A 21,150-nucleotide genomic window follows, 5' to 3' on the forward strand; every position below is an offset into this window, starting at 1 on the left:
GTTGTTTCGGTTATTCCGGTTTGAGCGAGATCAGCGACGCCTCGAAGCGGCGCAGCGCGAAGGTGGAGTCGCCCACCTTGACCGCCACCGGATCGCCGCCCGGCAAGCGCTTGAGCATGCGGATCGACTCGCCCGGCACGAAGCCGAGCTCCATCAGGCGGCGCGCGACATCGACGCCGCCGCCCGCGTCCGCCGCACACGGCGCGATATGGATCACGGTGCCGCTCTGGCCGGGAACGAGGGCATCGAGCGTGATCAGGGTGGGGGCAAGAGTCATATTGTCACTTCACTAAGATAAGTGGAATTCGCGCTACATCGTGTTGGATACTAGCATCATAAACGTAAATGCGACTTATTTCTATTTGGAGTTGGCCCTTTTTTGAGAAAACCACTTGCAAACGATCTGGAGTTGCGACAGAATACAAATCTTAATGATAATGATTCTCATTATAGTGAAAGCGGCAAGATTGTCCGCTGAGCCAACGCAAAGCCAAGTCAAAGGAAGGTGCTTCGATGATCGTCTGTGTTTGCAATAACATTTCCGACCGCGAAATTCGTCAGGCGGTCGATCTGGGCCTGTCGTCGATGGCCGAGCTGCGCCGCGACCTGGGCGTGGCCACCTGCTGCGGCAAATGCGCCAGCTGCGCCAAACAAGTGCTGAACGAACACCTCGACAGCAAAATCCACGCCACCGAGCTGTCGTTCCGCTCGGCGCAAACCGCCTGAGTATCGCCATGAGCGCAATGACCTTTTCCACCGACGCCGGCATGGGCGATCCCACCGCCGTGGTGGCGAAGCTGCGCGCCAAGTTCGGCCCTTTCGCCGCCGTGCTTGCCATCCACGCGGTGCTGTTCTACCTGATTTCGAGCGGCCTGCTGCACCGCATGGTCGAGGTAGCGATCCCGCAAGCGGTGATGGTGACCTTTGTCGCCCCGCCGCCACCGCCACCCAGGCCGGCCGCCCCCGCCGCGCCGAAAACCGTCTCGATCGCCAGGCTGCGGCCACCGCCGCCGGTGATCGTGCCGCCGACGCAGATCGTGCAAACGCCGCTCCAGAATACGATTACCGCGTCGCCCGCGTCGGCCCCTGCCGTGACCGAGGCGCCAGCCGCGCCGGTGGCCGTGGCGGCGCCGCCGGCCCCGCCGGCGCCAGGTCCCAAAACGATCACCTCCGGCGTCGAATACATCCAGCCGCCGCAGCCGGTGTACCCGACCATGTCCAAGCGCATGGGCGAACAGGGCAAGGTCGTGCTGCTCATCCTGGTCAATGAAAAAGGCATGCCCGACCAGGTCAAGGTACAGAGCTCATCGGGCTCCTCGCGCCTCGACGAAGCGGGCCGCCAGGCCGCCTTGCGCGCCGTGTTCAAGCCGCACGTGGAAGATGGCCATCCGGTCTCGGTCTACGTGATTGTCCCGCTGACCTTCCAGCTCGCCAGCTGATCGGTTTGGGAGCAACAAACGATGGCCCCGCGAGGGGCTTTTCGTCATTCTGCCGCGTTTTTTGCTATGATGAACATACTCTCCATCATTAAAGAAAGCCTCCCATGAAGGGCGACAAGAACATCATCCGGCTGCTCAACGCACAGTTGACCAATGAGCTGTCCGCGATCAACCAGTACTTCCTGCATGCGCGCATGTACCGCCACTGGGGCCTGGAAAAACTGGCCAAGAAAGAATACGAAGAATCGATCGGCGAGATGAAGCACGCCGACAAGCTGATCGACCGCATCCTGATGCTCGACGGCTTGCCGAACCTGCAAGCGCTGCACAAGCTGCTGATCGGCGAATCGACCCAGGAAATGATCGAATGCGACCTGAAACTTGAGCAAGCCGCGCACGCCACGGTCAAGGAAGGCATCGCCGCGTCCGAAGTGGCCGGCGACTACGTCACGCGCGACCTGTTCCTGATGATCCTGGAAGACACCGAGGAACACATCGACTGGCTCGAAACGCAGCTGGACCTGATCGTCAAGGTCGGCATCCAGAACTACCTGCAAAGCCAGATGGGCGAGCACGCATAATTACCCGGCGCGCCAGCGCGCCACCCACTTGTCGTAAAAGGCGAGATTCCTCGGTACCGCACCGGGGATCGCGCACACCGCGCCGGCGAACTCGTTGGCGCGCGCCAGGGTCATGCCAAGTTCCCAACCGCGCATGCGGCCCAGCAAGAACATCGCCGAAAACGCATCGCCCGCCCCTACCGTATCGATCACGAACGGTGGCAGCGGATTGTCGCGATGGACCAGCACCGTGCCGTCGGCCCCGAAGTACACCGAACCGCGGTGGCCCAGGGTCACGATCAGCGCCTCGAGCCCGAACAACTGCACCAGCACCGCGCACGCGGCGCGCACCTCGTCGCCTTCCAGCGGCGGCGACGTTGGATGGATATCGACATACCACGCAAACAGCGATTGCAGTTCTTCCTCGTTGACCTTGGCGATATCGGCCGCGTGCAGCGAATGGAACACGCAGCGCTCGTCGAACTGGCCTTCGCGCAGGTTCAGGTCGAGGTAGCGCGTGGCATTGCTGGCGTCGAGCAGCGCGTACAGCGTGTCGCGCGAACGCGGACAGCGCTGCGCCAGGGTGCCGAAATAGATCGCCGACGCAGCCACCGACTCGATGGCGGCCAGCGCCTGCTCCGGATTGATGTAATCGTAGGCCTGGCCCGGCAAAATCACGAAGCGGTGGCCGCGCATATGGCGCCGGGCCGCGACGCGCCCGGTTTCTTCCATCTGGTCGAGCTGCAGGCCGGCGTCGGACATGGCGAAGCGCTCGAACTCGGCGCGCACGATGGCGCCGTTACGGTCGTTGCCGATGCGCGTGATCGCCAGCTGCGGCGACATGAATGCCGCCAGGTGGCGCGCCACGTTGAACGGCGCGCCGCCCACCACCTGCTCGCTGAGGAAGTCGTCGACCAGGGCCTCGCCATACACTACGGTTGTCATCTTCTGCGTTCCTTGCGCATTGCGGCGCCGGGAACGCCTATGGCTTGGCGCCGGCGAGCGCGGACGGCGCATCGGCGCGCCGCGGTTGATCGACCTTTACGCGCAGCACCGCCGCCGCCGCGCACAGCATGAGGGCGCCGGCCAGCATTATAACGTTCTCGGGATTGCCGCCAAGCCAGCTGCGGTAGTACAGCGGCAGCGTGACAATCTGGATGATCATCGGGATCACGATGAACATGTTAAAGATGCCCATGTAGACGCCGGTGCGCTCGGGCGGAATGCTCCCGGCCAGCATGATGTACGGGTTGCCCATGATGCTGGCCCAGGCCAGGCCGATGCCCACCATCGGTATCAACAGCAGCGCCGGCGACTGAATCTGGGGAATCGCCAGCATGCCGATCCCGGCCAGCGCCAGGCACACGCAATGCGTGGCCTTCGGTCCGTGGCGGCGCGTGTACGGCACCAGCGCGAAGGCGCCGATAAAGGCAACGAAGTTATAGAACGCCCCGACCTTGCCATTGAGTAGCCCGGCGTCGCGAAAGCCCTGCGAGGCCGGGTCGGTGGTGCCGTAGATGGTGGTGGCCAGCGACAGCGTGATGTATTGCCAGTAGCAAAACATGGCGTACCACTGGAACAGCTTGACCAGCGCCAGCTGCTTCATCGTCGGCGGCATCTCGCGCATCGCGCTGCCGATCTCGCGCAGGGTGTGCGTAAAGCCCTGCGGCTGGCTGCGGATCGCCGCCAGCTCGCGCGCGCTCAACGCATGCTCCTTGGTGGTCCTGAGTGTCCACAGCACCGACGCGATCGAAAACACCGCGCCGATCAAGAACGCGGCGATGACGATGTGCGGAATCTGGCTGGCGTTGACGGCATCCTTGTTCATCCCCGCCAGCACCAGCAGCGACGGCGTGAGGTAGGCCAGGGTCTGCCCCAGTCCCGTGAACGCGCTCTGGGTCATGAAGCCCAGCGAATGCTGCGCGGGATCGAGCTTGTCGCTCACAAAAGCGCGGTACGGCTCCATCGTCACATTGTTGGCCGCATCGAGAATCCACAGCAGGCTGGCGGCCATCCACAGGGTGGGACTGAACGGCATGACCAGCAGGCCAATGCTGCACAGGATCGCGCCGAGCAGGAAGTACGGCGTGCGCCGCCCCCAGCGCGTGACGGTGCGGTCGCTCAGGGCGCCCACGATGGGCTGGACGATCAGCCCCGTCACCGGGCCGGCCAGCCACAGGTAGGGCAGGCTGGCCTCGTCGGCGCCGAGGTAGTTGTAGATCGGGCTCATGCTGCTTTGCTGCAGGCCGAAGCTGAACTGGATGCCGAAGAATCCGACATTCATGTTCACGATCTGCCAGAACGACAAGGTGGGTTTGGTGGTCGACATGGTGCTCTTTCGTGGGGTCAGTCGGCGAGCCAGCGCGCGACATAGGGCGCGTAAAAGGCGCGTTCGGCCGGCACCGCGCCGGCAATGGCGCAGACGGCGCCGGCAAACTCGTTGGCGCGGGCCAGGGTGAGTTCGAGCGGCCAGCCGCGCTCGCGTCCCAGCAGGAAGAGCGCGGAAAAGGCGTCGCCGGCGCCGACCGTGTCGACCATGCGCGCCGGCTTGACGGTATCGGCATGGACCAGGGTGGCGCCGTCGGCGCCGAAGTACACCGAGCCGCGCGGCCCGAGCGTGACGATCAGGGCGTCGAGCGCGAAGATGCGGATCAGGGCCGTGCAGGCGCCGCGCACCCCGCTGCCGCCCATGTCGCCGGTGTCCTGGCGCGTGTGGGTGTACCAGCCGAACAGGTCCCGCAGTTCCTCTTCATTGACCTTGACGATGTCGGCTTCGTGCAGCGACTCGAACACGCAGCGCTCGCTGACCTGGCCTTCGCGCACATTCAGGTCCAGGTAGCGCACTGCGTCGCAGGAGCGCAACAGCGCGCGCAGCGCCGCGCGCGAGGTCGGGTGGCGCTGCGCCAGCGTGCCGAAATACACGGTCGATGGCGTGCATGCCGCGGCCGCGGCCAGCGCGGCGGCGCTGTCGATGTGGTCATAGGCCTGGTCGGGCAGGATGGTGAAGCGATGACCGTGCTCGCCGCGTTCGACCAGCACGCGTCCGGTCGGCTCGGTGGGATCGCGCTGCAAACCCTGCTGCGCCAGGCCGAAACATTCGAATTGCGCGCGCAGCAGCGCGCCGGCCTGGTCGTCGCCGATGCGCGTGATCATCAAGGGCGCGCTGCCGAATGCCGCCAGGTTGCGCGCCACGTTGAAGGGCGCGCCGCCCACCACCTGCTCGCTAACGAAATCGTCCACCAGCGCCTCCCCGAACACCACGATCGATCCTGTCGCCATCTCCATGTCTGCCGCCCTCATTAAACCTGATCCATCGTTAAAAATCATACTACGCCCGGCGTTCCAGCCACAGCATGTCCCAGGGCGCCAGCGTGATGGCGTCGCCCGCGCCCGGCCACTGCCCCGCGCCGATATCGGACAGGCGAAACGAGAGCGGCTGCGCCGAAAAATTCGACAGGCTCAAAAAACGCTCGCCGCGCGCCAGGGCCAGCAAGGCGGGGTATGGGGTGTCGAGCAGCGTGCGCGGCGCATCGGCGGCCAGCACCGGCAAGCTGCGCCGCCGTTCAAGCAGCGCGCGCAAGGCGCCAAACACACGCCCGGCCGGCGTCGATGGATCGTGGCGCTGCGCGTAACGCAACTGGTCGAACGGTGCGCGCTGCACCCAGCGCGTGTCGCGCGCACGCTCGGCATCGTCGAGATACGCGTGATCGTTTTGCATGCCCAGTTCATCGCCCATGTACAGCATCGGCATGCCGCCGAAGGCCAGCGCCAGGCCATGCAGCAGCATCAGGCGGCGCAGCGCGCATGCCTCCTGCTCCGGGCCGCGGGCCGTCTCCAGGCCCGCCAGCGCGGCGGCGCTGCCATTGGTGCCATGCACGGCGCGCCCGGCGCTGGTCTGGAACGCCACGCCGGCGGCGAAGCTGGCGCTGTCGCCGCCCCCGTAAAAATCGGCGATGGCGGCCAGCCGCTGCGGCGACCGGGCCTCCGCGCGCAGCACGTTCCAGCCGATGTCATCGTGGCAGCGCACATAGGTCAGCCAGTTGGCGGCCGGCGGCAGTGCCGGCGTGGCGGCGGCGACGGCGCGCAGCAGGCCGGCGTCCTGCTCGGCCAGCGCGGCCCAGCCGGCCGCCATCAGGGTGCTGTGGTAAGCCAGGTGGCATTCGCGCGCGCCGCCGCCGGCGTCGCCGAAGTAGGCGGGCAGTTCGCGCGTGGGCACGATGGCTTCGGCCTTGAGCAGCACCCCGGGCGCGGCGATCTCCACGATCGCGCGCAGCACCTGCAGCAGTTCGTGCGCCTCCGGCTGGTTCATGCAGTCGCTGCCCTCGCGCTTCCACAGGAAGGCGGTCGAATCGAGCCGGAACACCTCCACGCCGCGGTTGGCAAGGCCCAGCAGGCTGCGCACCATCGCCGCCAGCACGTGCGGATTGGCGTAGTTCAGGTCCCACTGGAAGGGATAGAAGGTGGTCCAGACCCACGCCTGCATCGGGTCGACCCAGGTGAAGTTGCCGGGCGCCGCCTCGGGGAAGATCTGGCCCACCGTCTGTTCGTAGCGATCCGGCTGTTCGCGCTCGGGGAAGACATGGAAGTAGTCGCGCAGCGCCGCGTCGCCATCCTTGGCGCCAAGCGCCCAGGCGTGATCGTCGGCCACGTGATTGAGCACCAGGTCGCAGCACAGGCTGATGCCGGCGCCGCGCAGCGCCGCCGTCAGGTCCAGCAGGTCGGCCGCGCTGCCGAGGGCCGGATCGACCTCGTCGAAGCTGGCCACGGCAAAGCCGCCGTCGCTATCGCCGGCGCGCGGGCGCAGGAACGGCAGCAGGTGCAGGTAAGTGACGCCCATCTCGCGCAAGTGGGGAATGCGCCCGATCACGCCGCGCAGGCTGCCGCCGAACTGCTGCACGTAGGCGCTGTAGCCGAGCATGTGCTCGCTGGTGAACCAGGCCGGATCGGCGGCGCGCCTGGCGTCCTGCGCCAGCAGCTCGGGCGAACGCGCGCCGTGCAGCGCGCCGACGGCGCCCATCAGGTCCGCGTACCACGCGTGAAAATCGGCGCGATGGCCGTACAGCCGCCGCAGGCGGTCCAGCAGCACCGGTTCGTGCCGGGTGTAGCGCTGCGCCGCCTGCTCGCGCAGGTGAAGCGGCAGCGGATCGAGCATGCGCTGGCGCGGAGAGAGTGTGGTCATGGTTGCCAAAAAAGAGAGGAGGCAGCGGCCGGCGCGCTGGGAATGCGCCGGCCGCGGCGGGACTTAAAACGCGTACTTGATGGTGGCCTTGATGGCACGGCCGCTGATCGAACGGGCGGCGTGGCCGTCGCCTTCGACTTCGGTGTAGCCGATCTTGTTGAACAGGTTGTTCGCGCTCAGCGCGAGCTGGGTACGCTCGCCCAACTGGTAATTGAAGAAGCCATGCACCACCGCGTAGGCCGGCATGATGATCGTGTGCGGGTCGTCGGCCCACGACTTGCCGGTGCCGATCACGCTCACGCCGAAGCTGGCGTCCCCGATCACGTAGCTCGGCGTGAGCTGGTACACCACCTTGGCCTGGCGCCGTGGCGTGTTGCCGATAATGGCCTCGGCGCCGGGCGCGGTGGCGGTGATTTTGGCATGCGTCCAGGTCAGGCCGCCGGCCACGCGCAGCGCGCCGCCGTTGTAGGCCGCTTCCAGCTCGACGCCCTTGGCGTCGTAGCTGTTGGCGGTGCTGCGCTGGGTGGTCGCCTCGTAATTCGATTCGCGCGTCTTGGCCTGGAACACCGTGGCGAAGGTGCTGATGCCGCCCTTGCGCCACTTGACGCCGCCTTCGAGCTGCTTGACCGTGTTGATGCTGACCGGCGCGCTGCCGTCCAGCGGAGCGCCGAACAGGATGCGGTCGGCATTGAAGGCGACGCCGTCGCTGGCGCGCGCGAACACCGCCAGGCCGGTGCCCAGCCTGTAGTTGCCGCCCACCGAATACGAGGTGCGCGCAAGGTCATAGTCGATCCGCTGCGCCGTCGCCGGATCGTAGCGCGTGGCGCCGGTGGCGATGTTGGCGCTGCCGCTGGCGCTTTGCATGTCGCGCCGCAGGCTGGCGTCGACATTCAATGCGCCGCGCTCGACACCCAGGTTCACGTACGGAGAGGTCAGCTTGTATTGCATGTCGACCGCGCGCGAACAGCAGGCGCTGAACGCCGGTCCGACCAGGCCCGGGGTGGCGCTGGCGGTGCGCAGCAGCGCCGGCTGGTCGCCGCTGGCCTGCATCAGGTACTCGTTGAAGTTCCAGGTCAGCCCGAGGTTTTGCACCGACAGGTACAGGCCGCCCGTGGCGGTCAGCCTGGTGCCCTGGTCCAGGGTAAAGGTCTTCGACAGGCGGGTGTCGTTGAACACCGCGCCGGCGTCGTCGATCGAGGTATTGAATACCACGGCGGAAAAGGCGCGGCCGCTGTAGGCCTTGCCGGCGTTCGGCCCGGTGGCGAAGGTGTACTCGCCCATGCTGCCGTTGTTGCCCGCGAAGACGCCGATAAAGCGGCCCGTGTTATCCGACCAGCGCAGGTTGTCGCTCAGGGTCCAGGCGTCGCCCAGGGTGAAGCGCGCTTCCAGGCCGATGGCGGTGCTCTTGACCGCCAGGCCATCGTTCACATCGCTAGCGACCTTGCCGTTATCCTTGGCGAGCGTGACGTCGCGCACCCAGTGCGGCGAATAGAAGCTCACCTCGCGCGGATCGATGCCGGGAATCTCGGAGATGACCTTGTTGTTCACCTGGACCGGCACCGGCATGCCGGCCGGCGTCCTGTCGTTGACGTGCTTGAACGACAGCCGGATGAAACCATTATCCAGTTCATGGGTGACATTGGCGCGGATCTGGCCGCCCTGCTCGGTGTTCATGCCAGTCTTGCGGATACCTTCGCCGTAGCGGTAAAAGCCGCCCACGAAGAAGCGCGTCTTGTCCGACAAGGGCGCGCCGTAGTCGAAGTCAACCCGCGTGGTGTCGTAATCGAGGCCCTTGGTCAGGCCGACGCTGCCGCCCTTCTCCACCCCGTTCTTGCTGATGAAGTTGATGATGCCGCCCGGCGCATTGCTGGCCAGGGTCGATGCGGAACCGCCGCGCACCACTTCCAGGTGATCGAGGCCGCCGTCGATCTTGACGTAGCTGTCGGGCGTGATGAAGTTGAAGTCGCCCGATTGCAGCACCGGCAGGCCGTCTTCCTGGATCTGCACGTAGCGCGCGCCGCCGGCCGACACCGGCACGCCGCGCACCGAGATGTTGGCATTGCCTTCGCCCCCGGATGACTCCGAGCGCACGCCAGGGATAGCGCGCAGCACGTCGGCCGCGCTGGTGGGCGCGGTCTTGAGGACGGCGTCGAGCTCCAGGGTGCTGAGCGAGACGCTCGACTTCATTTTTGACGAGCCGCCGCTGGTGCCGGTGACGACGACGCGCTCCATGTTCAGGCCATCGCTGGCGGGCGCCTCGGTGGACGGGGTTTGCTGGGCGGCGGCGCCGATGTGAAGCACCGCGATGGACACGGCCGCGGCCATGCGTGTGGTCTGGAATTTCATAGTCTCCTCCGGTAGGGGATGCGCCGTAGACCGGCGCTTATTGGTGTGTGCGAATAGATTATGACTCAGGCAAATTCTTAATGCAATCGATTGCATAACTGTTCAATACAACGAAATGAGGCATTTTTGCCGCAACATCGTGGATTAATGCAATCGATTACATTCTAGCCGAACAGGCGCTGGAAGGAAGATGCGAACGGAAGATCAGGCGGACGTGGCGCGCACGATCAGCTCGGTCGGCAATTGCAGGGAGCCGGCCGGCTTGCTGTCGATGATCGCCAGCAGCGCCCCCACCAGGGCCTGTCCGGCGGCGCGGATCGGCTGGCGGATCGTGCTCAGCGGTGGATGGAAGTAAGTGGCCAGTTCAATGTCGTCATACCCGACCACGGCGACATCATCAGGCACCTGCTTGCCGAGCGCGCGCAGGGTGTTAATCGCGGTCATCGCCAGCAAGTCGCTGCAGGCAAACGCCGCATCGTAGGGCACGGCGCGGCGCTCGATTTCGCGCACCGCCTGGTCGCCGCCCTCGGGCAGGAACGACACCGACACCCGCAGTTGCGGGTCGAGCGGCAAGCCATGCGCGGCCAGCGCGTTGCAATAGCCGCTGTAGCGCTGCGCGACTTCAGGCAGGTTGATATCGCCAAAAAACGCGATGCGCCTGCGCCCGGCCGCGATCAAGTGTTCGGTGGCCAGCATGCCGCCGCTGACGTTGTCGCCGCCGACGGTGGTATAGAGCTGCTGCGGCAGCTGCGCGCCCCACACGACGATCGGCACGTGGCGCGCCGCCAGCTGGTTGAGCTGGTCGTGATGGCGCCACTGGCCGATCAGGATCAGGCCGATCACGCGCCCGGTATCGAAAGGCATGGCGGCCGCGTCGAGCTGCTCGGCGTCCACGCGCGAGAGCAGCATGTCGAAACCGCGCTCGGTCAGCGCATCGGCCAGGCTGCCGAGCATGCTCAGGAAAAACGGATCGGACAAATGCTGGCGCGTCGCCGAATCGTAGGGAACCACCACGCCGATCGTGCGGTTCTGCTTGAGCCGCAGGTTTTGCGCGCCGATATTGATGGTGTACTTGAGGGAACTGGCCAGCTCCAGGATGCGGGTGCGGGTTTCCTCGTTGACCAGCGGGCTGCGGTTCAACGCGCGCGACACGGTCGCTTTCGACACGCCGGCAAGGCGCGCGATGTCGGCCATCTGCAAACGCTTTTGCGCGGCGCTGCCTGCAGCGTGATCCGGTGGAGAAGTACCCATTGCCCCGCAGTGCGCGTTTAGAACGGCACCGTGTCTTTGAACGACTGGCGCTCCGACAGCTTGTCGAACAGCTTGGCCAGGTTGGGGTAGTCGGTGCGCCAGTCGATCTCGGGGAAGCGGAAGGCGATCCAGCCGAGCGCGCAGCCGACGGCGACGTCGGCCAGGGTGTAATGGTTGCCCTTGCAGAAAGGCGACTCGCCCAGGTTGGCCGACATGATGGCCAGGCCCGCATGCACCTTGCCCATCTGGCGTTCGATCCAGGCGCCGCTCTGCTGCTCTTCCGGACGCAGGGTTTTTTCCAGGCGCACCAGCACCGCCGCGTCGAGCACGCCGTCGGCCAGCGCTTCCCAGACCTTGATGTCGGAGCGGTCGCGCCCGTTCGGCGGCAACAGCTTGCATACCGGCGTGAGCGTGTCGATGTACTCGACAATGACGCGCGAATCGTACATCGAGCTGCCGTCTTCCATGATCAGGCAGGGCACCTTGCCCAGCGGATTGGACAGATGAATTGTCGTTTCGGCGGTCCAGACGTTTTCGAGTTCGAGATCATAGTCGAGCTTTTTCTCGGCCATGACGACACGAACCTTGCGGACAAACGGACTGGCGGTGGAACCGATGAGTTTCATAGATGCTTAGAGTGGACGATTGACCGACAGTATAGCATCGCGTCCGGCGTGCGATGGCCCCCGACAAGCCGCCCGGACGCGCTTGCAACATGGGCTTGACAAGGCCGCCGGTGGTAAAATGTCGGTCTTTGCAGCCATGCACACAGTTCACCCACTCCTCCTTAAGCGCCCCCTCCCATGACCTCTACCGCTCCTTACTCCACGCTGTCGGCCCTGTCCCCGCTGGACGGCCGCTACGCCGCCAAGACCGACAAACTGCGTCCGATCCTGTCCGAAGCCGGCTTCATGCACCACCGCGTCAAGGTGGAAATTTCCTGGCTGCAGGCGCTGTCGCAAGCCGGCTTCGCCGAGATCAAGCCGTTCTCGGCCGAGGCGACGGCCCTGCTCGACAAGATGGCCAGCGATTTCACGGAAAACCATGCGGCGCGCATCAAGGCCATCGAAGCGGTCACCAACCACGACGTCAAGGCGGTTGAATACTGGCTCAAGGAACAGGTCAAGGATGTGCCGGAACTGGTCGCGGCAACCGAATTCATCCACTTCGCATGCACCTCGGAAGACATCAACAACACCTCGCACGGGATGATGCTCAAGGCCGCGCGCGATGGCGTGATGCTGCCGGCGCTGCAAGGCCTGGTCGCCAGGCTGACCGAGATCGCGCATGCCAATGCCGAACTGCCGATGCTTTCGCGCACGCACGGCCAGACGGCCAGCCCGACCACCCTGGGCAAGGAAATGGCGAACGTGGTTGCTCGCCTGAAACGCGCGATCAAGCGCATTGCCGACGTTGAAATCCTGGGCAAGATGAACGGCGCGGTCGGCAACTACAACGCCCACCTGTCGGCCTATCCAGATTTCGACTGGGAAACGTTCTCCAAGAACGTGATCGAACAGCGCCTCGGGCTGAGCTTCAATCCGTACACGATCCAGATCGAGCCGCACGATTACATGGCCGAGCTGTTCGACGCAATCGCGCGCACCAACACCATCTTGCTCGATCTGAACCGCGATATCTGGGCCTATATTTCGCTGGGCTACTTCAAGCAGACCACCAAGGCTGGCGAGATTGGTTCCTCGACCATGCCGCACAAGGTCAACCCGATCGACTTCGAAAATTCCGAGGGTAACCTGGGGCTGGCCAATGCCGTCCTCAAGCACATGGCGGAAAAGCTGCCGGTGTCGCGCATGCAGCGCGACCTGACCGACTCGACCGTGCTGCGCAATATCGGCGTCGGCTTCGGCTATGCGCTGCTGGCCTACGACAGCTGCCTGCGCGGCCTGAACAAGCTGGAAGTGAACGCGGCGCGCCTGGAGCAGGACCTGGACGCGAACTGGGAAGTGCTGGCCGAGCCGGTGCAGACCGTGATGCGGCGCTACGGGATTGCCAACCCGTACGAGCAGCTCAAGGAGCTGACGCGCGGCAAGGGCATTTCCAAGGATGCGCTGCGCGAGTTCGTGCTGACCCTGGCGATTCCGCAGGAAGCGAAAGACTTGCTGCTGGCGATGACGCCATCCAATTACGTGGGCATTGCGGCCAAGCTGGCCAAGGCTATTTGAGTTGGTGGACCGCGTGATGTGACGCACAACGTAAAAACGGGCCTGCGGGCCCGTTTTACATTCACTTACGACTGATACGGCTTTCGGGCTAGCTGCCGGGGGTATCCTCCGTTAATCTTTTACTCAAGATCAAACGAACAGGAGCACTACCATGGAACAGATCAACAAAGCCTCGCGGATTCACCCATTGATGGCGGCAGCGGCGCTGTCGGTCATCGCGCTCAGCGTGGCGGGCACGGCGGCCATCACTGGCCTGCTTCCAAGCTCCAAGGCCGACACCAGCGCGGCCGCCACGGCGCCGCAAGCACTGCTGGCGCCCCAGGCACTCGCGGCACAGCCAACCCCGACGGCCCAGCAACTGGCCGACGCACAGATGATGGTGGCAAAGTATTCGCCGCCAGCCGCGCAGCCGGCACCGGAAGTCGTGTACGACAAGCCGGTGGCAAAGAAAGCAGTTCATACGCAGCACCGTGCACCGCAGCACACCCGGGTTGCGCAACACCGGTCGGACAACTACCGCGCACTGCCGGTGCAGCAGCAGCAGCCGCAGCCGCAGCCGCAGGCCAGCCAGCCTAACTATGTGGGCATCGGTGCCGGCGCTGTCATCGGCGGCCTGATCGGTAACCAGATTGGCGGCGGCAAGGGCAAGAAGATTGCCACGGTGGCCGGTGTGATCGGTGGCGGCTTCCTGGGCAACGAAATCGCCAACCGCAACAAGTAAGACGGCGGCGCGCGAAGCACACTGACTCAAAAAAGATCGCTAAATGACGATCCCGTCGTTTCCGGCAGTGCCGGGAAGTCGTTTCCGGCAGTGCCGGAAAGTCGTTTCCGGCAGTGCCGGAAACGACGGATCATAAGTCAACGGCGCACAGGATCGGCGCCGCAGTAACCGGTAGCGCGACACCTGGCTACGTCAATTGAGCCACACCAGCTTGAGCGCGATCTCGCGCGGCACTTCGGAGCGCGTGGCCAGCGGCCCGTACTCGGCGTGCGCGCCATTGAGGTTATTCCCCGACACCGACAGCTCGACATTGCGGCGCAGGCGCCAGCCGAAGCGCGCATCGAGCGCATGGTAGCCGGGCACCTTGTCGCTTTCCAGGCGCGCCACCTTGCGCACGGCCAGCTCCAGTTCCTTGCCATCGGCCACGGTGAAGGTGGAACGCAGCTGCGCCGTGTGCGAGGGATCGCGTCCGCTGGTGCGCGGTCCGGCCGCGTCGTTGCTGCCTGGCTTGAGCCAGAAGCGCTGGTGCAGCACCATCCAGCCCGCGCTCAGGCGCCAGTACGGCGTGGCTTGATAGCTGCCCCACATCTCGATGCCGCTAGCCTTGCCTTCCATCTTGCTGTCGAAGGTCAAAAAGGTGCCGCTCACATCGACTTCCTGGGTGCGCAAGTAATCGTAGCGGTTGTGGAACACCGTGGCCGAGTACGACAGCTGCGGCAGCGGCCGGCCGCGATAACCGAGCTCGAACACCTGCGCCACTTCGGAGCGCACCTGCGGCCCGCCGCGCAGTATGAACGGGGCGTTGCCGGGAATAAAGGTGTCGGCGCCGAGGCGCGACGGCGCGCGCACCGTGCGCGAGGCGCCGCCCCACAGCGCATGGGTGGGCGTGAGCTGCCAGGCCAGGCGCATGCTGGGGAGGTATTCGGCGCCGGTGTAGTCGTTGCGCTCGACGCGCGCCCCGAGGATCAGGCGCAGGTCCTCGCGCACGGCCAGCTCGTCCTGCACGAACAGGCTGGCCCAGTCCTGATTCACCTTGGCGGGCAGGAAGGCGACCGTCTTGCTGTTGGTCACCGCATCCCAGGTGTGGCGCACATTGGCACCCCACACCAGTTGACCGATGCCGCTGGCCGGCAGGCTGTGCTGGAATTGCAGGTCGGCCACCTGGATCCGTTCGGCATACGTCGGCGGCACCTCGCGCTCGCTGTGGTCGATGTAGCCCTGCAGCATCACGCTGCCGCCGCCGGCCAGGGCGTGGGTCCAGCGCCCCGTCAGGCTGGCGCCGGACGAGCGGACCGTGCCCAGGTCGAGCTTGGTGCCGGTGGAGAGCGCGCCCGGCTCCGGCTGGTCGAGCGCGCCGCGATAGGCATTGCCGGCCACGCTGAACTGCTCGGCGCCGCTGCCCCAGTCGCGCCGCATCCCGGCCTGCCACTGGTGGCGCGCATCCCTGACCGGCGCGCCGCTGGCCAGTTCCGTGTGGCGCTCGTTGACATCGGTGGCGTGCAGGCGCCAGTCGCCGCCCCCGCCCTGGCGCAGCGCCACGCTATTGCCGCGCTGGCCGGCGCGCAGCGCCACCAGGCTGCCCTGGGTCGCGCTGGCGGCGCGCGTGCTGATATTGATGACGCCGTTGACGGCATTCACGCCCCACAAGGTGCCGCCGGGGCCGCTGATGACTTCGATCCGCTCTATGTCTTCGAGCATGACTTGCTGGGCATCCCAGCTCACCCCGGAAAAGAAGGGCGAATACACCGAGCGTCCGTCGATCAGCACCAGCAGTTTGTTGGGGACGGTATTGCGGCTGCCGTTAAAGCCGCGCGCGCTGATGGCGTAGCCGTAGCCGCTGGCCTGCGCCACCTGCAAATTGGGCGCCAGGCGCAGCGCCTCGGGCACCGTGGCCGCGCCCGAACGGCGGATGTCGTCGGCCGTGATCACGAACACCGAGGCGGCGGCGGCGGCCAGGCGCTCGGGCTTTTTCGACACCGACGTGACCTCGTTATTGGCCAGTTCCTCGATCGACATGTCGGCCACGGTGCCCGCCGCGAACGCCGATAGCTGCGCCGACACCGGCAGCGCCAGCAGCAGCGGCGCGAGTCCGATCCAGCGAGAAAAAGTCGTAGTCATGCCGCTCCAAGCTCAACGATGCAACCAGGATTCCCGGCATCGACGCCGAACCGGGCATCAGGCAATTTTACGATAGTCAACGCGCTGCACGGCGCCCACACTATGGTAATCTGCCCTTCGCAAGCGGCGATGCTGTTTATTTGGTATATTAGTCCTAATACGTACTATTTCCAGGAGCAGGTCCATGCAGGAACGCTACACGCTGACCGCGATTATTTTCCACTGGCTCATCGCCCTGCTGATCGTGGGCGCCTTCATCATGGGCCTGGTGATGACCGACATTCCCGGCCTCACGCCGACCAAGCTCAAATACTATTCCTGGCATAAATGGGCCGGCGTGACCGTGCTGGCGCTGGCCGCCCTGCGCCTGCTGTGGCGCCTGACCCACGCCGCGCCCGCCTATCCGGCCGCCATGCCCGCCTGGCAAAAAGGCGCCGCCCACGGCTTGCACGGCGTGCTCTACCTCCTGATGTTCGCGGTGCCGGTGTCGGGCTACCTGTACACCCTGTCGGCCGGCATTCCGGTGGTCTATTTCGGCCTGTTCCAGCTGCCCGTCATCATGGCTGCCGATCCGGACTTGAAACCGGTGCTCAAAGGCGTGCATTTCTGGCTCAACATGGGGCTGGCCAGCGCCGTCGCCATGCACCTGGCGGCCGCCCTGAAACACCAGTTCATCGACCGCGATGGCGTGCTCAAGCGCATGCTGCCGTAAGCCACCCTATTCATCCCAAGGAGATTGTATGAAGTTTACCAATGGCACTTTGCTTGCCTCCCTGCTCGCCGTGGCGCTGGTCGCCAACGCCGTGCCGCTCAAGACCGACCCGGCCAAAAGCATGGTGTCGGCCTCGTTCAAGCAAATGAACGTGCCGGTCGAAGCGACGTTCACCAAATTTACGGCCAGCATCGATTACGACGCGGCCAAGCCGGACGCCGCCAAAGCCAGTGTCGAGATCGACACGACCAGCCTGGACCTGGGCGATCCGCTGATGAACAAGGAAGTAGCCAAGAAAGACTGGTTCAACTCCGCACAGTTTCCTAAAGCGACGTTTGTCTCTTCGGGAATCAAGGCGGCCGGCCCGGGCAAGATGACGGTGACCGGCAAGCTGTCGATCAAGGGCAAGACGACCGATGTCAGCTTTCCGCTGACGGTGAAAACCGAGGCCGGCAAGCACACCTTCGACGGCACCCTGCCCATCAAGCGCCTTGCTTACAACATCGGCGACGGCGAGTGGAAAGACACCAGCATGGTGGCCGATGAAGTCGTCATCAAATTCCGCGTCAGCGCGGCGCAGTAAACGCACTAGCTTCTTCCTCACACACCAAACAGTTAACTCAAGGGACACCCATGAAACTCAAGCACCTGATCGTTGCCATGCTCGCCACCGCGACCGCGACCGCCGCCTTCGCCGCCGACACCTACAAGATCGACCCGACCCATACTTTCCCGAGCTTCGAAGCCGACCACATGGGCATTTCCATCCTGCGCGGCAAGTTCACCAAGACCGAAGGCAGCGTGACGCTCGACCGCGCCGGGAAAACCGGTGCGATCGATATCAAGATCGATGCCGATTCGCTCGATTTCGGTAACGAAAAACTGAACAAGCACGCCAAGAACGAAGACATGTTCGATGTCGCCAAGTTCAAGGACGTGACCTACACCTCGAAATCGATCACCTTCAAGGGCGACGTCCCGGTATCGGTCGACGGCACCCTGACCTTGCACGGCATCAGCAAGCCGGTGACCCTGACGATCAACAAGTTCAAGTGCATCATCCACCCGATGCACAAGAAGGAAGTCTGCGGCGCCGATGCGTCGGCTGAATTCAAGCGCACCGATTTCGGCATCAGCTACGCCGTGCCGCCATTCGCACCGGAAGTCAAATTGATGATCCAGGTCGAAGCGGTCAAGAACTAAGCAATCCTTCGCGCCAGATGTAAAAAAGCCTCGCTTCCCTGACGGGAAGCGAGGCTTTTTTACGTGCCGCCTGGACTAGTCAGTCCGGCTTAGCGGCCATCGCGGTCGAAGTCGCCCGGAATGGCGCGCTCGACTTTATCCCATGCCGCGCGGGTGGCCGACTTGGCTTGCTGCCAGTTCAGGCGCGATTTGCCCTTGACGGTTTCCCACTCGTCCGACAGGTTGTTCTCCACCGAATCGAAGCTGGTACCGGCATAACGGCCGCGGCTGTTGTAGCCGAGTTCGTAGGCAGGACCGTAATCGTCATAGGTGTAGCCTGGCGAATAGTACGGCGCGCTCTGGTACGAGCTGCGCCAGTAAGCCGACTCTTCTTCCGGATTGACCAGCTGGCCAGCCGCTTTACCGGCCATGCCGCCCGCCATTGCACCGATTGCCGCGCCTGCCGCCATGCCGACCGGACCACCGACCGCACCGGCGGCCGCGCCCATCGCCGCGCCGCTACCGGCGCCCATGCCCTTGGCAAAATGATGCTCGTGCAGGTCGTCGCCCAGTTTCGGGTTGATGACTTCGGCAGCGCCCTTGCCTGCCAGGCCGCCGGCGATGCCGCCGATGGCCGCACCGGCCGCCATGCCGATCGGGCCGGCAGCGGCGCCGATACCGGCCCCGGTCAGTGCGCCAGCGCCGGCGCCGACGCCGGTACCAATGATGTGCTCGCCTTTGTTTTCAGTCCAGCTGCGCTCGATGTGGGTGGCGTCCTCGTCGTTGCGTGGATTCACGCCCATCAGGATGCCGCCGCTCTTGATGCCTTCTTCGTAATGCACGACGCGCTCTTCAGGGATGCCGGCGCCGATCAGTGCGCCAACCAGGCCGCCGGCGATGCCGCCAGCGCCAGCACCGGCCAGTGCCGCTGCGATCGGACCGGCCACCACCAGGCCAATGCCAGGCAGGACCAGGGTGGTGCCGACGGCGGCGATGCCAGCCAGGACAGCGCCGATGGTGCCGCCGATGCCGGCGCCAACGCCAGCGCCTTCAGCCGCTTTGCTGCCGAGTTCAGTATCGGTATCGTTGAAATAGGTTTTCCGGGTATCGTCCGACATCATCAAGGTGACGTCGTCCTTGCTGTAGCCGCGGTCGGAGAGGGAGGTGTAAGCCCGCTCCGCACTGTCGCGATCACGGAACAGGCCGGTGACCATGCGGGAATCTTTTTGGGTCGTGCTGTCGTCATTGCTCATTTCAATTTCCTTTCGAATTTTTGATGTGCGGGGCTCGCATGCAAACCTGGAAATCAATGCCAGTGACGAAACGATAATGCCGGCGGAACAATGCTTCCGTACGTTGCCGCACTCAAAAACAGTGTTTCCAAATGGCATAAAAATTGGTGCGGCGCAGCGTGCGACGCTCGCTGGCCTATATCAACGATGCGCGTGGCGGCAGCGGCACAGTGGGAATGGATAGGGCTGGGTTCGCCTTATCGGCGGCTGCACCGTAGCGTGCACGCCCGCTGCCGGCGGCGCGCCGCCCCGCACGGGATGATGGCCGGCGTAGCGGCGACGAATCATCGGAAAGATGTTGATTCGTCCATTACGTTCGTTGCCGCACCGACCGTGCAAAACGGGCGAATTATTCTTTTCCCATGGCCCGGCGATTGCATGGGGCCGGGGGTAAATCACTTAACCAACTGGAGGAATCATTATGTTATTCATCATCTGGATCATCGTCGGCGGCATCTTGGGTTGGCTGGCTAGCATGGTCATGAAAACGGATGCCCAACAAGGCATGATCCTGAACGTGGTGGTCGGCATTGTCGGCGCCTTCCTGGGCGGCTGGCTGCTCTCTCCCCTGTTCGGCACCGGCACCATCAATGCCGATGACTTCAGCATGTCGTCGCTGCTGGTCTCCTTCCTGGGCGCCGTCATCCTGCTGGCCATCGTCAACCTGCTGCGTCGCGGCAAAGTACGCTGAATGCCGCTCTCCCCATGACCAACGCACACGTGCGTTGGTTTTTTTTTGCCTGGAATATCGATGACCAAGAAACCGCTCTACGTCGCACTGATCAGCTGCGCGCTTACCTTGCTGGGCGTGTTTTTGGTTTTCAACTTCATGCCAAGCGAAAAGAAAATCGAGCGCCAGCTGCACCGTCTGTACAACACGGACGACCCGCAATTCCGGCGCTCCATGGGCGTGCTGCTGGGTCCGCCAATTCTGGAAGGAAACCAGGTCCAGGTCTTGTTGAATGGCGACCAGATCTTCCCGTCCATGCTCAAGGCCATCCGCGAAGCCAGGCACACGATCACGCTGGAAACCTATATCTACTGGTCCGAATCGATCGGCCAGGAATTCACCGAAGCGCTGAGCGAACGCGCGCGCGCCGGCGTCAAGGTCCACGTCATGCTCGACTTTATCGGCAGCATAAAAATGGATAACGCCGCGATGGAGCAGATGAAGCAGGCCGGGGTCCAGCTGCAGCGCTACCACAAGCCGGTCTGGTGGAAATTCACGCGCCTGAACAACCGCACCCACCGCAAGCTGCTGGTGGTGGATGGCAACATCGGCTTTACCGGCGGGGTCGGCATCGCCGACCAGTGGCGCGGTGCCGGCCAGGACAAGCAGCACTGGCGCGACACCCACTTCCGCGTCGAAGGCCCGGTGGTCGGCCAGATGCAAGCCGTGTTCGCCGATAACTGGACCAAGGCCACCGGCGCCGTCCTCGACGGCCCGCATTACTTTCCTCCACTCAAGCCGCTGGGCGGCCACGCGGCCCAGATGTTCAGCAGCTCGCCCAGCGGCGGCAGCGAAAGCATGCTGCTGATGTACCTGATGGCCATCACCGCGGCGCGCGACACCATCCACCTGTCGAGTTCCTACTTCGTGCCGGACCAGCTGACCATCCACGCGCTGGTGGCTGCTGCCAAACGCGGGGTCAAGGTCAAGATCATCACCCCGGGCGAAGACATCGATTCGGACCTGGTGCGCATCGCCTCGCGCGAGCGCTGGGGCGACGTGCTCGCGGCGGGCGTCGAGATTGCCGAATACCAGCCCACCATGTTCCACGTCAAGGCGCTGGTGGTCGACTCGCTGATGGTCTCGGTCGGCTCCACCAACTTCGACAACCGCTCCTTCAGCCTCAACGACGAAGCCAACCTGAACGTCATCGACCGCGCCTTTGCCAGCGAGCAGGTCGCCATCTTCGACCAGGACTGGCGCCAGGCGCGCCAGATCACCCTGCAGGCATGGCAGCAGCGGCCATGGACCGAGAAAGTGGCGGGCCAGCTGGCCTCGCTGGTGGGCGACCAGCTGTAAAGAAGGAGCGAAGAAGGAGCGCGCAGGCGGCGCATGTCCCGGCGCGCGCGGCCGGCAGTCCATCAAAATTTGATTGACTATTATTTGGGCGATACGGATACTCTAGGGCGCTCAGCGAGCCAAGACAGTTCCGATTGA

Annotated in this window: 20 protein-coding genes; 10 read left to right on the plus strand and 10 right to left on the minus strand. The window is 64.4% G+C overall.

All coding sequences use genetic code 11. The features are described from left to right. Positions 1-10 precede the first annotated feature (10 nt). Positions 11-277 carry a FeoA family protein gene (locus PO883_RS10815; RefSeq protein ID WP_167090398.1) on the minus strand — a complete coding sequence of 89 codons (267 nt, stop codon included), beginning with the start codon at positions 275-277 and terminating at the stop codon, positions 11-13. Between the two features lie 236 nt (positions 278-513). Between PO883_RS10815 and PO883_RS10820 the strand changes: the two genes are divergently transcribed. From PO883_RS10820 to bfr, 3 genes are all read left to right on the plus strand, one after another. Beyond that, entirely contained in the window at positions 514-726 is a 213-nt protein-coding gene (locus PO883_RS10820; RefSeq protein WP_167090400.1) for a bacterioferritin-associated ferredoxin, read from the plus strand. Positions 727-734: 8 nt separating this feature from the next. After that, the gene (locus PO883_RS10825) at positions 735-1,439 is read left to right on the plus strand and encodes an energy transducer TonB (protein ID WP_289309764.1); all 705 of its coding nucleotides are present in this window, start codon (positions 735-737) and stop codon (positions 1,437-1,439) included. Positions 1,440-1,543: 104 nt separating this feature from the next. After that, positions 1,544-2,020: a bacterioferritin gene (gene bfr, locus PO883_RS10830; RefSeq protein ID WP_054265020.1), complete on the plus strand. Its 477-nt coding sequence runs from the start codon at positions 1,544-1,546 to the stop codon at positions 2,018-2,020. Here the strand turns inward: bfr and PO883_RS10835 are convergent, their stop codons facing one another. The 7 genes from PO883_RS10835 to PO883_RS10865 form a co-directional block, all read right to left on the minus strand. Continuing rightward, positions 2,021-2,944 carry a PfkB family carbohydrate kinase gene (locus PO883_RS10835; protein ID WP_289309765.1) on the minus strand — a complete coding sequence of 308 codons (924 nt, stop codon included), beginning with the start codon at positions 2,942-2,944 and terminating at the stop codon, positions 2,021-2,023. A 37-nt stretch (positions 2,945-2,981) separates the two neighbouring features. Further along, on the minus strand, positions 2,982-4,328 hold the full coding sequence (locus PO883_RS10840) for an MFS transporter (RefSeq protein WP_289309766.1): 1,347 nt from the start codon (positions 4,326-4,328) through the stop codon (positions 2,982-2,984). 17 nt (positions 4,329-4,345) lie between these two features. Continuing rightward, positions 4,346-5,284: a PfkB family carbohydrate kinase gene (locus PO883_RS10845; protein ID WP_289309767.1), complete on the minus strand. Its 939-nt coding sequence runs from the start codon at positions 5,282-5,284 to the stop codon at positions 4,346-4,348. A gap of 43 nt (positions 5,285-5,327) precedes the next feature. Then, positions 5,328-7,178: an alpha-amylase family glycosyl hydrolase gene (locus PO883_RS10850; protein ID WP_289309768.1), complete on the minus strand. Its 1,851-nt coding sequence runs from the start codon at positions 7,176-7,178 to the stop codon at positions 5,328-5,330. A 63-nt stretch (positions 7,179-7,241) separates the two neighbouring features. Beyond that, positions 7,242-9,524, minus strand: a complete 2,283-nt coding sequence (locus PO883_RS10855; RefSeq protein WP_289309769.1) for a TonB-dependent receptor domain-containing protein — start codon at positions 9,522-9,524, stop codon at positions 7,242-7,244. Between the two features lie 204 nt (positions 9,525-9,728). After that, a complete protein-coding gene (locus tag PO883_RS10860; RefSeq protein ID WP_289309770.1) occupies positions 9,729-10,775 on the minus strand; it encodes a LacI family DNA-binding transcriptional regulator in 1,047 nt (348 codons plus the stop codon). Positions 10,776-10,792: 17 nt separating this feature from the next. Then, positions 10,793-11,401, minus strand: a complete 609-nt coding sequence (locus PO883_RS10865; RefSeq protein ID WP_167090411.1) for a glutathione S-transferase C-terminal domain-containing protein — start codon at positions 11,399-11,401, stop codon at positions 10,793-10,795. A 177-nt stretch (positions 11,402-11,578) separates the two neighbouring features. On the opposite strand from PO883_RS10865, the gene purB reads away from it, so the two are divergent. Both purB and PO883_RS10875 read left to right on the plus strand, forming a co-directional pair. Next, complete coding sequence (purB, locus tag PO883_RS10870) at positions 11,579-12,958, plus strand: adenylosuccinate lyase (RefSeq protein ID WP_289309771.1); 1,380 nt, start codon at positions 11,579-11,581, stop codon at positions 12,956-12,958. A 151-nt stretch (positions 12,959-13,109) separates the two neighbouring features. Then, a complete protein-coding gene (locus PO883_RS10875; protein WP_289309772.1) occupies positions 13,110-13,679 on the plus strand; it encodes a glycine zipper 2TM domain-containing protein in 570 nt (189 codons plus the stop codon). 192 nt (positions 13,680-13,871) lie between these two features. Here PO883_RS10875 and PO883_RS10880 read toward each other — a convergent pair whose 3' ends face one another. Continuing rightward, positions 13,872-15,797, minus strand: coding sequence for a TonB-dependent siderophore receptor (locus tag PO883_RS10880; protein WP_289309773.1), 1,926 nt, complete (start codon positions 15,795-15,797; stop codon positions 13,872-13,874). Between the two features lie 184 nt (positions 15,798-15,981). Here PO883_RS10880 and PO883_RS10885 point away from each other — a divergent pair, with 184 nt between their 5' ends. The 3 genes from PO883_RS10885 to PO883_RS10895 are packed head-to-tail and all read left to right on the plus strand — an operon-like array spanning position 15,982 to position 17,712. Then, complete coding sequence (locus PO883_RS10885) at positions 15,982-16,509, plus strand: cytochrome b (protein ID WP_289309774.1); 528 nt, start codon at positions 15,982-15,984, stop codon at positions 16,507-16,509. Positions 16,510-16,537: 28 nt separating this feature from the next. After that, complete coding sequence (locus PO883_RS10890; protein WP_167090421.1) at positions 16,538-17,092, plus strand: YceI family protein; 555 nt, start codon at positions 16,538-16,540, stop codon at positions 17,090-17,092. A 50-nt stretch (positions 17,093-17,142) separates the two neighbouring features. Next, the gene (locus tag PO883_RS10895; RefSeq protein ID WP_289309775.1) at positions 17,143-17,712 is read left to right on the plus strand and encodes a YceI family protein; all 570 of its coding nucleotides are present in this window, start codon (positions 17,143-17,145) and stop codon (positions 17,710-17,712) included. Between the two features lie 89 nt (positions 17,713-17,801). Here PO883_RS10895 and PO883_RS10900 read toward each other — a convergent pair whose 3' ends face one another. Then, entirely contained in the window at positions 17,802-18,944 is a 1,143-nt protein-coding gene (locus tag PO883_RS10900; RefSeq protein WP_289309776.1) for a hypothetical protein, read from the minus strand. Between the two features lie 460 nt (positions 18,945-19,404). Between PO883_RS10900 and PO883_RS10905 the strand changes: the two genes are divergently transcribed. Further along, positions 19,405-19,674 carry a GlsB/YeaQ/YmgE family stress response membrane protein gene (locus tag PO883_RS10905; RefSeq protein ID WP_289309777.1) on the plus strand — a complete coding sequence of 90 codons (270 nt, stop codon included), beginning with the start codon at positions 19,405-19,407 and terminating at the stop codon, positions 19,672-19,674. 60 nt (positions 19,675-19,734) lie between these two features. Further along, positions 19,735-21,012, plus strand: a complete 1,278-nt coding sequence (gene cls, locus PO883_RS10910; protein WP_289309778.1) for a cardiolipin synthase — start codon at positions 19,735-19,737, stop codon at positions 21,010-21,012. The last annotated feature ends 138 nt before the right edge of the window (positions 21,013-21,150 follow it).

The organism is Massilia sp. DJPM01, assembly GCF_030348125.1.
Classification (GTDB): domain Bacteria; phylum Pseudomonadota; class Gammaproteobacteria; order Burkholderiales; family Burkholderiaceae_D; genus Telluria_A; species Telluria_A frigida.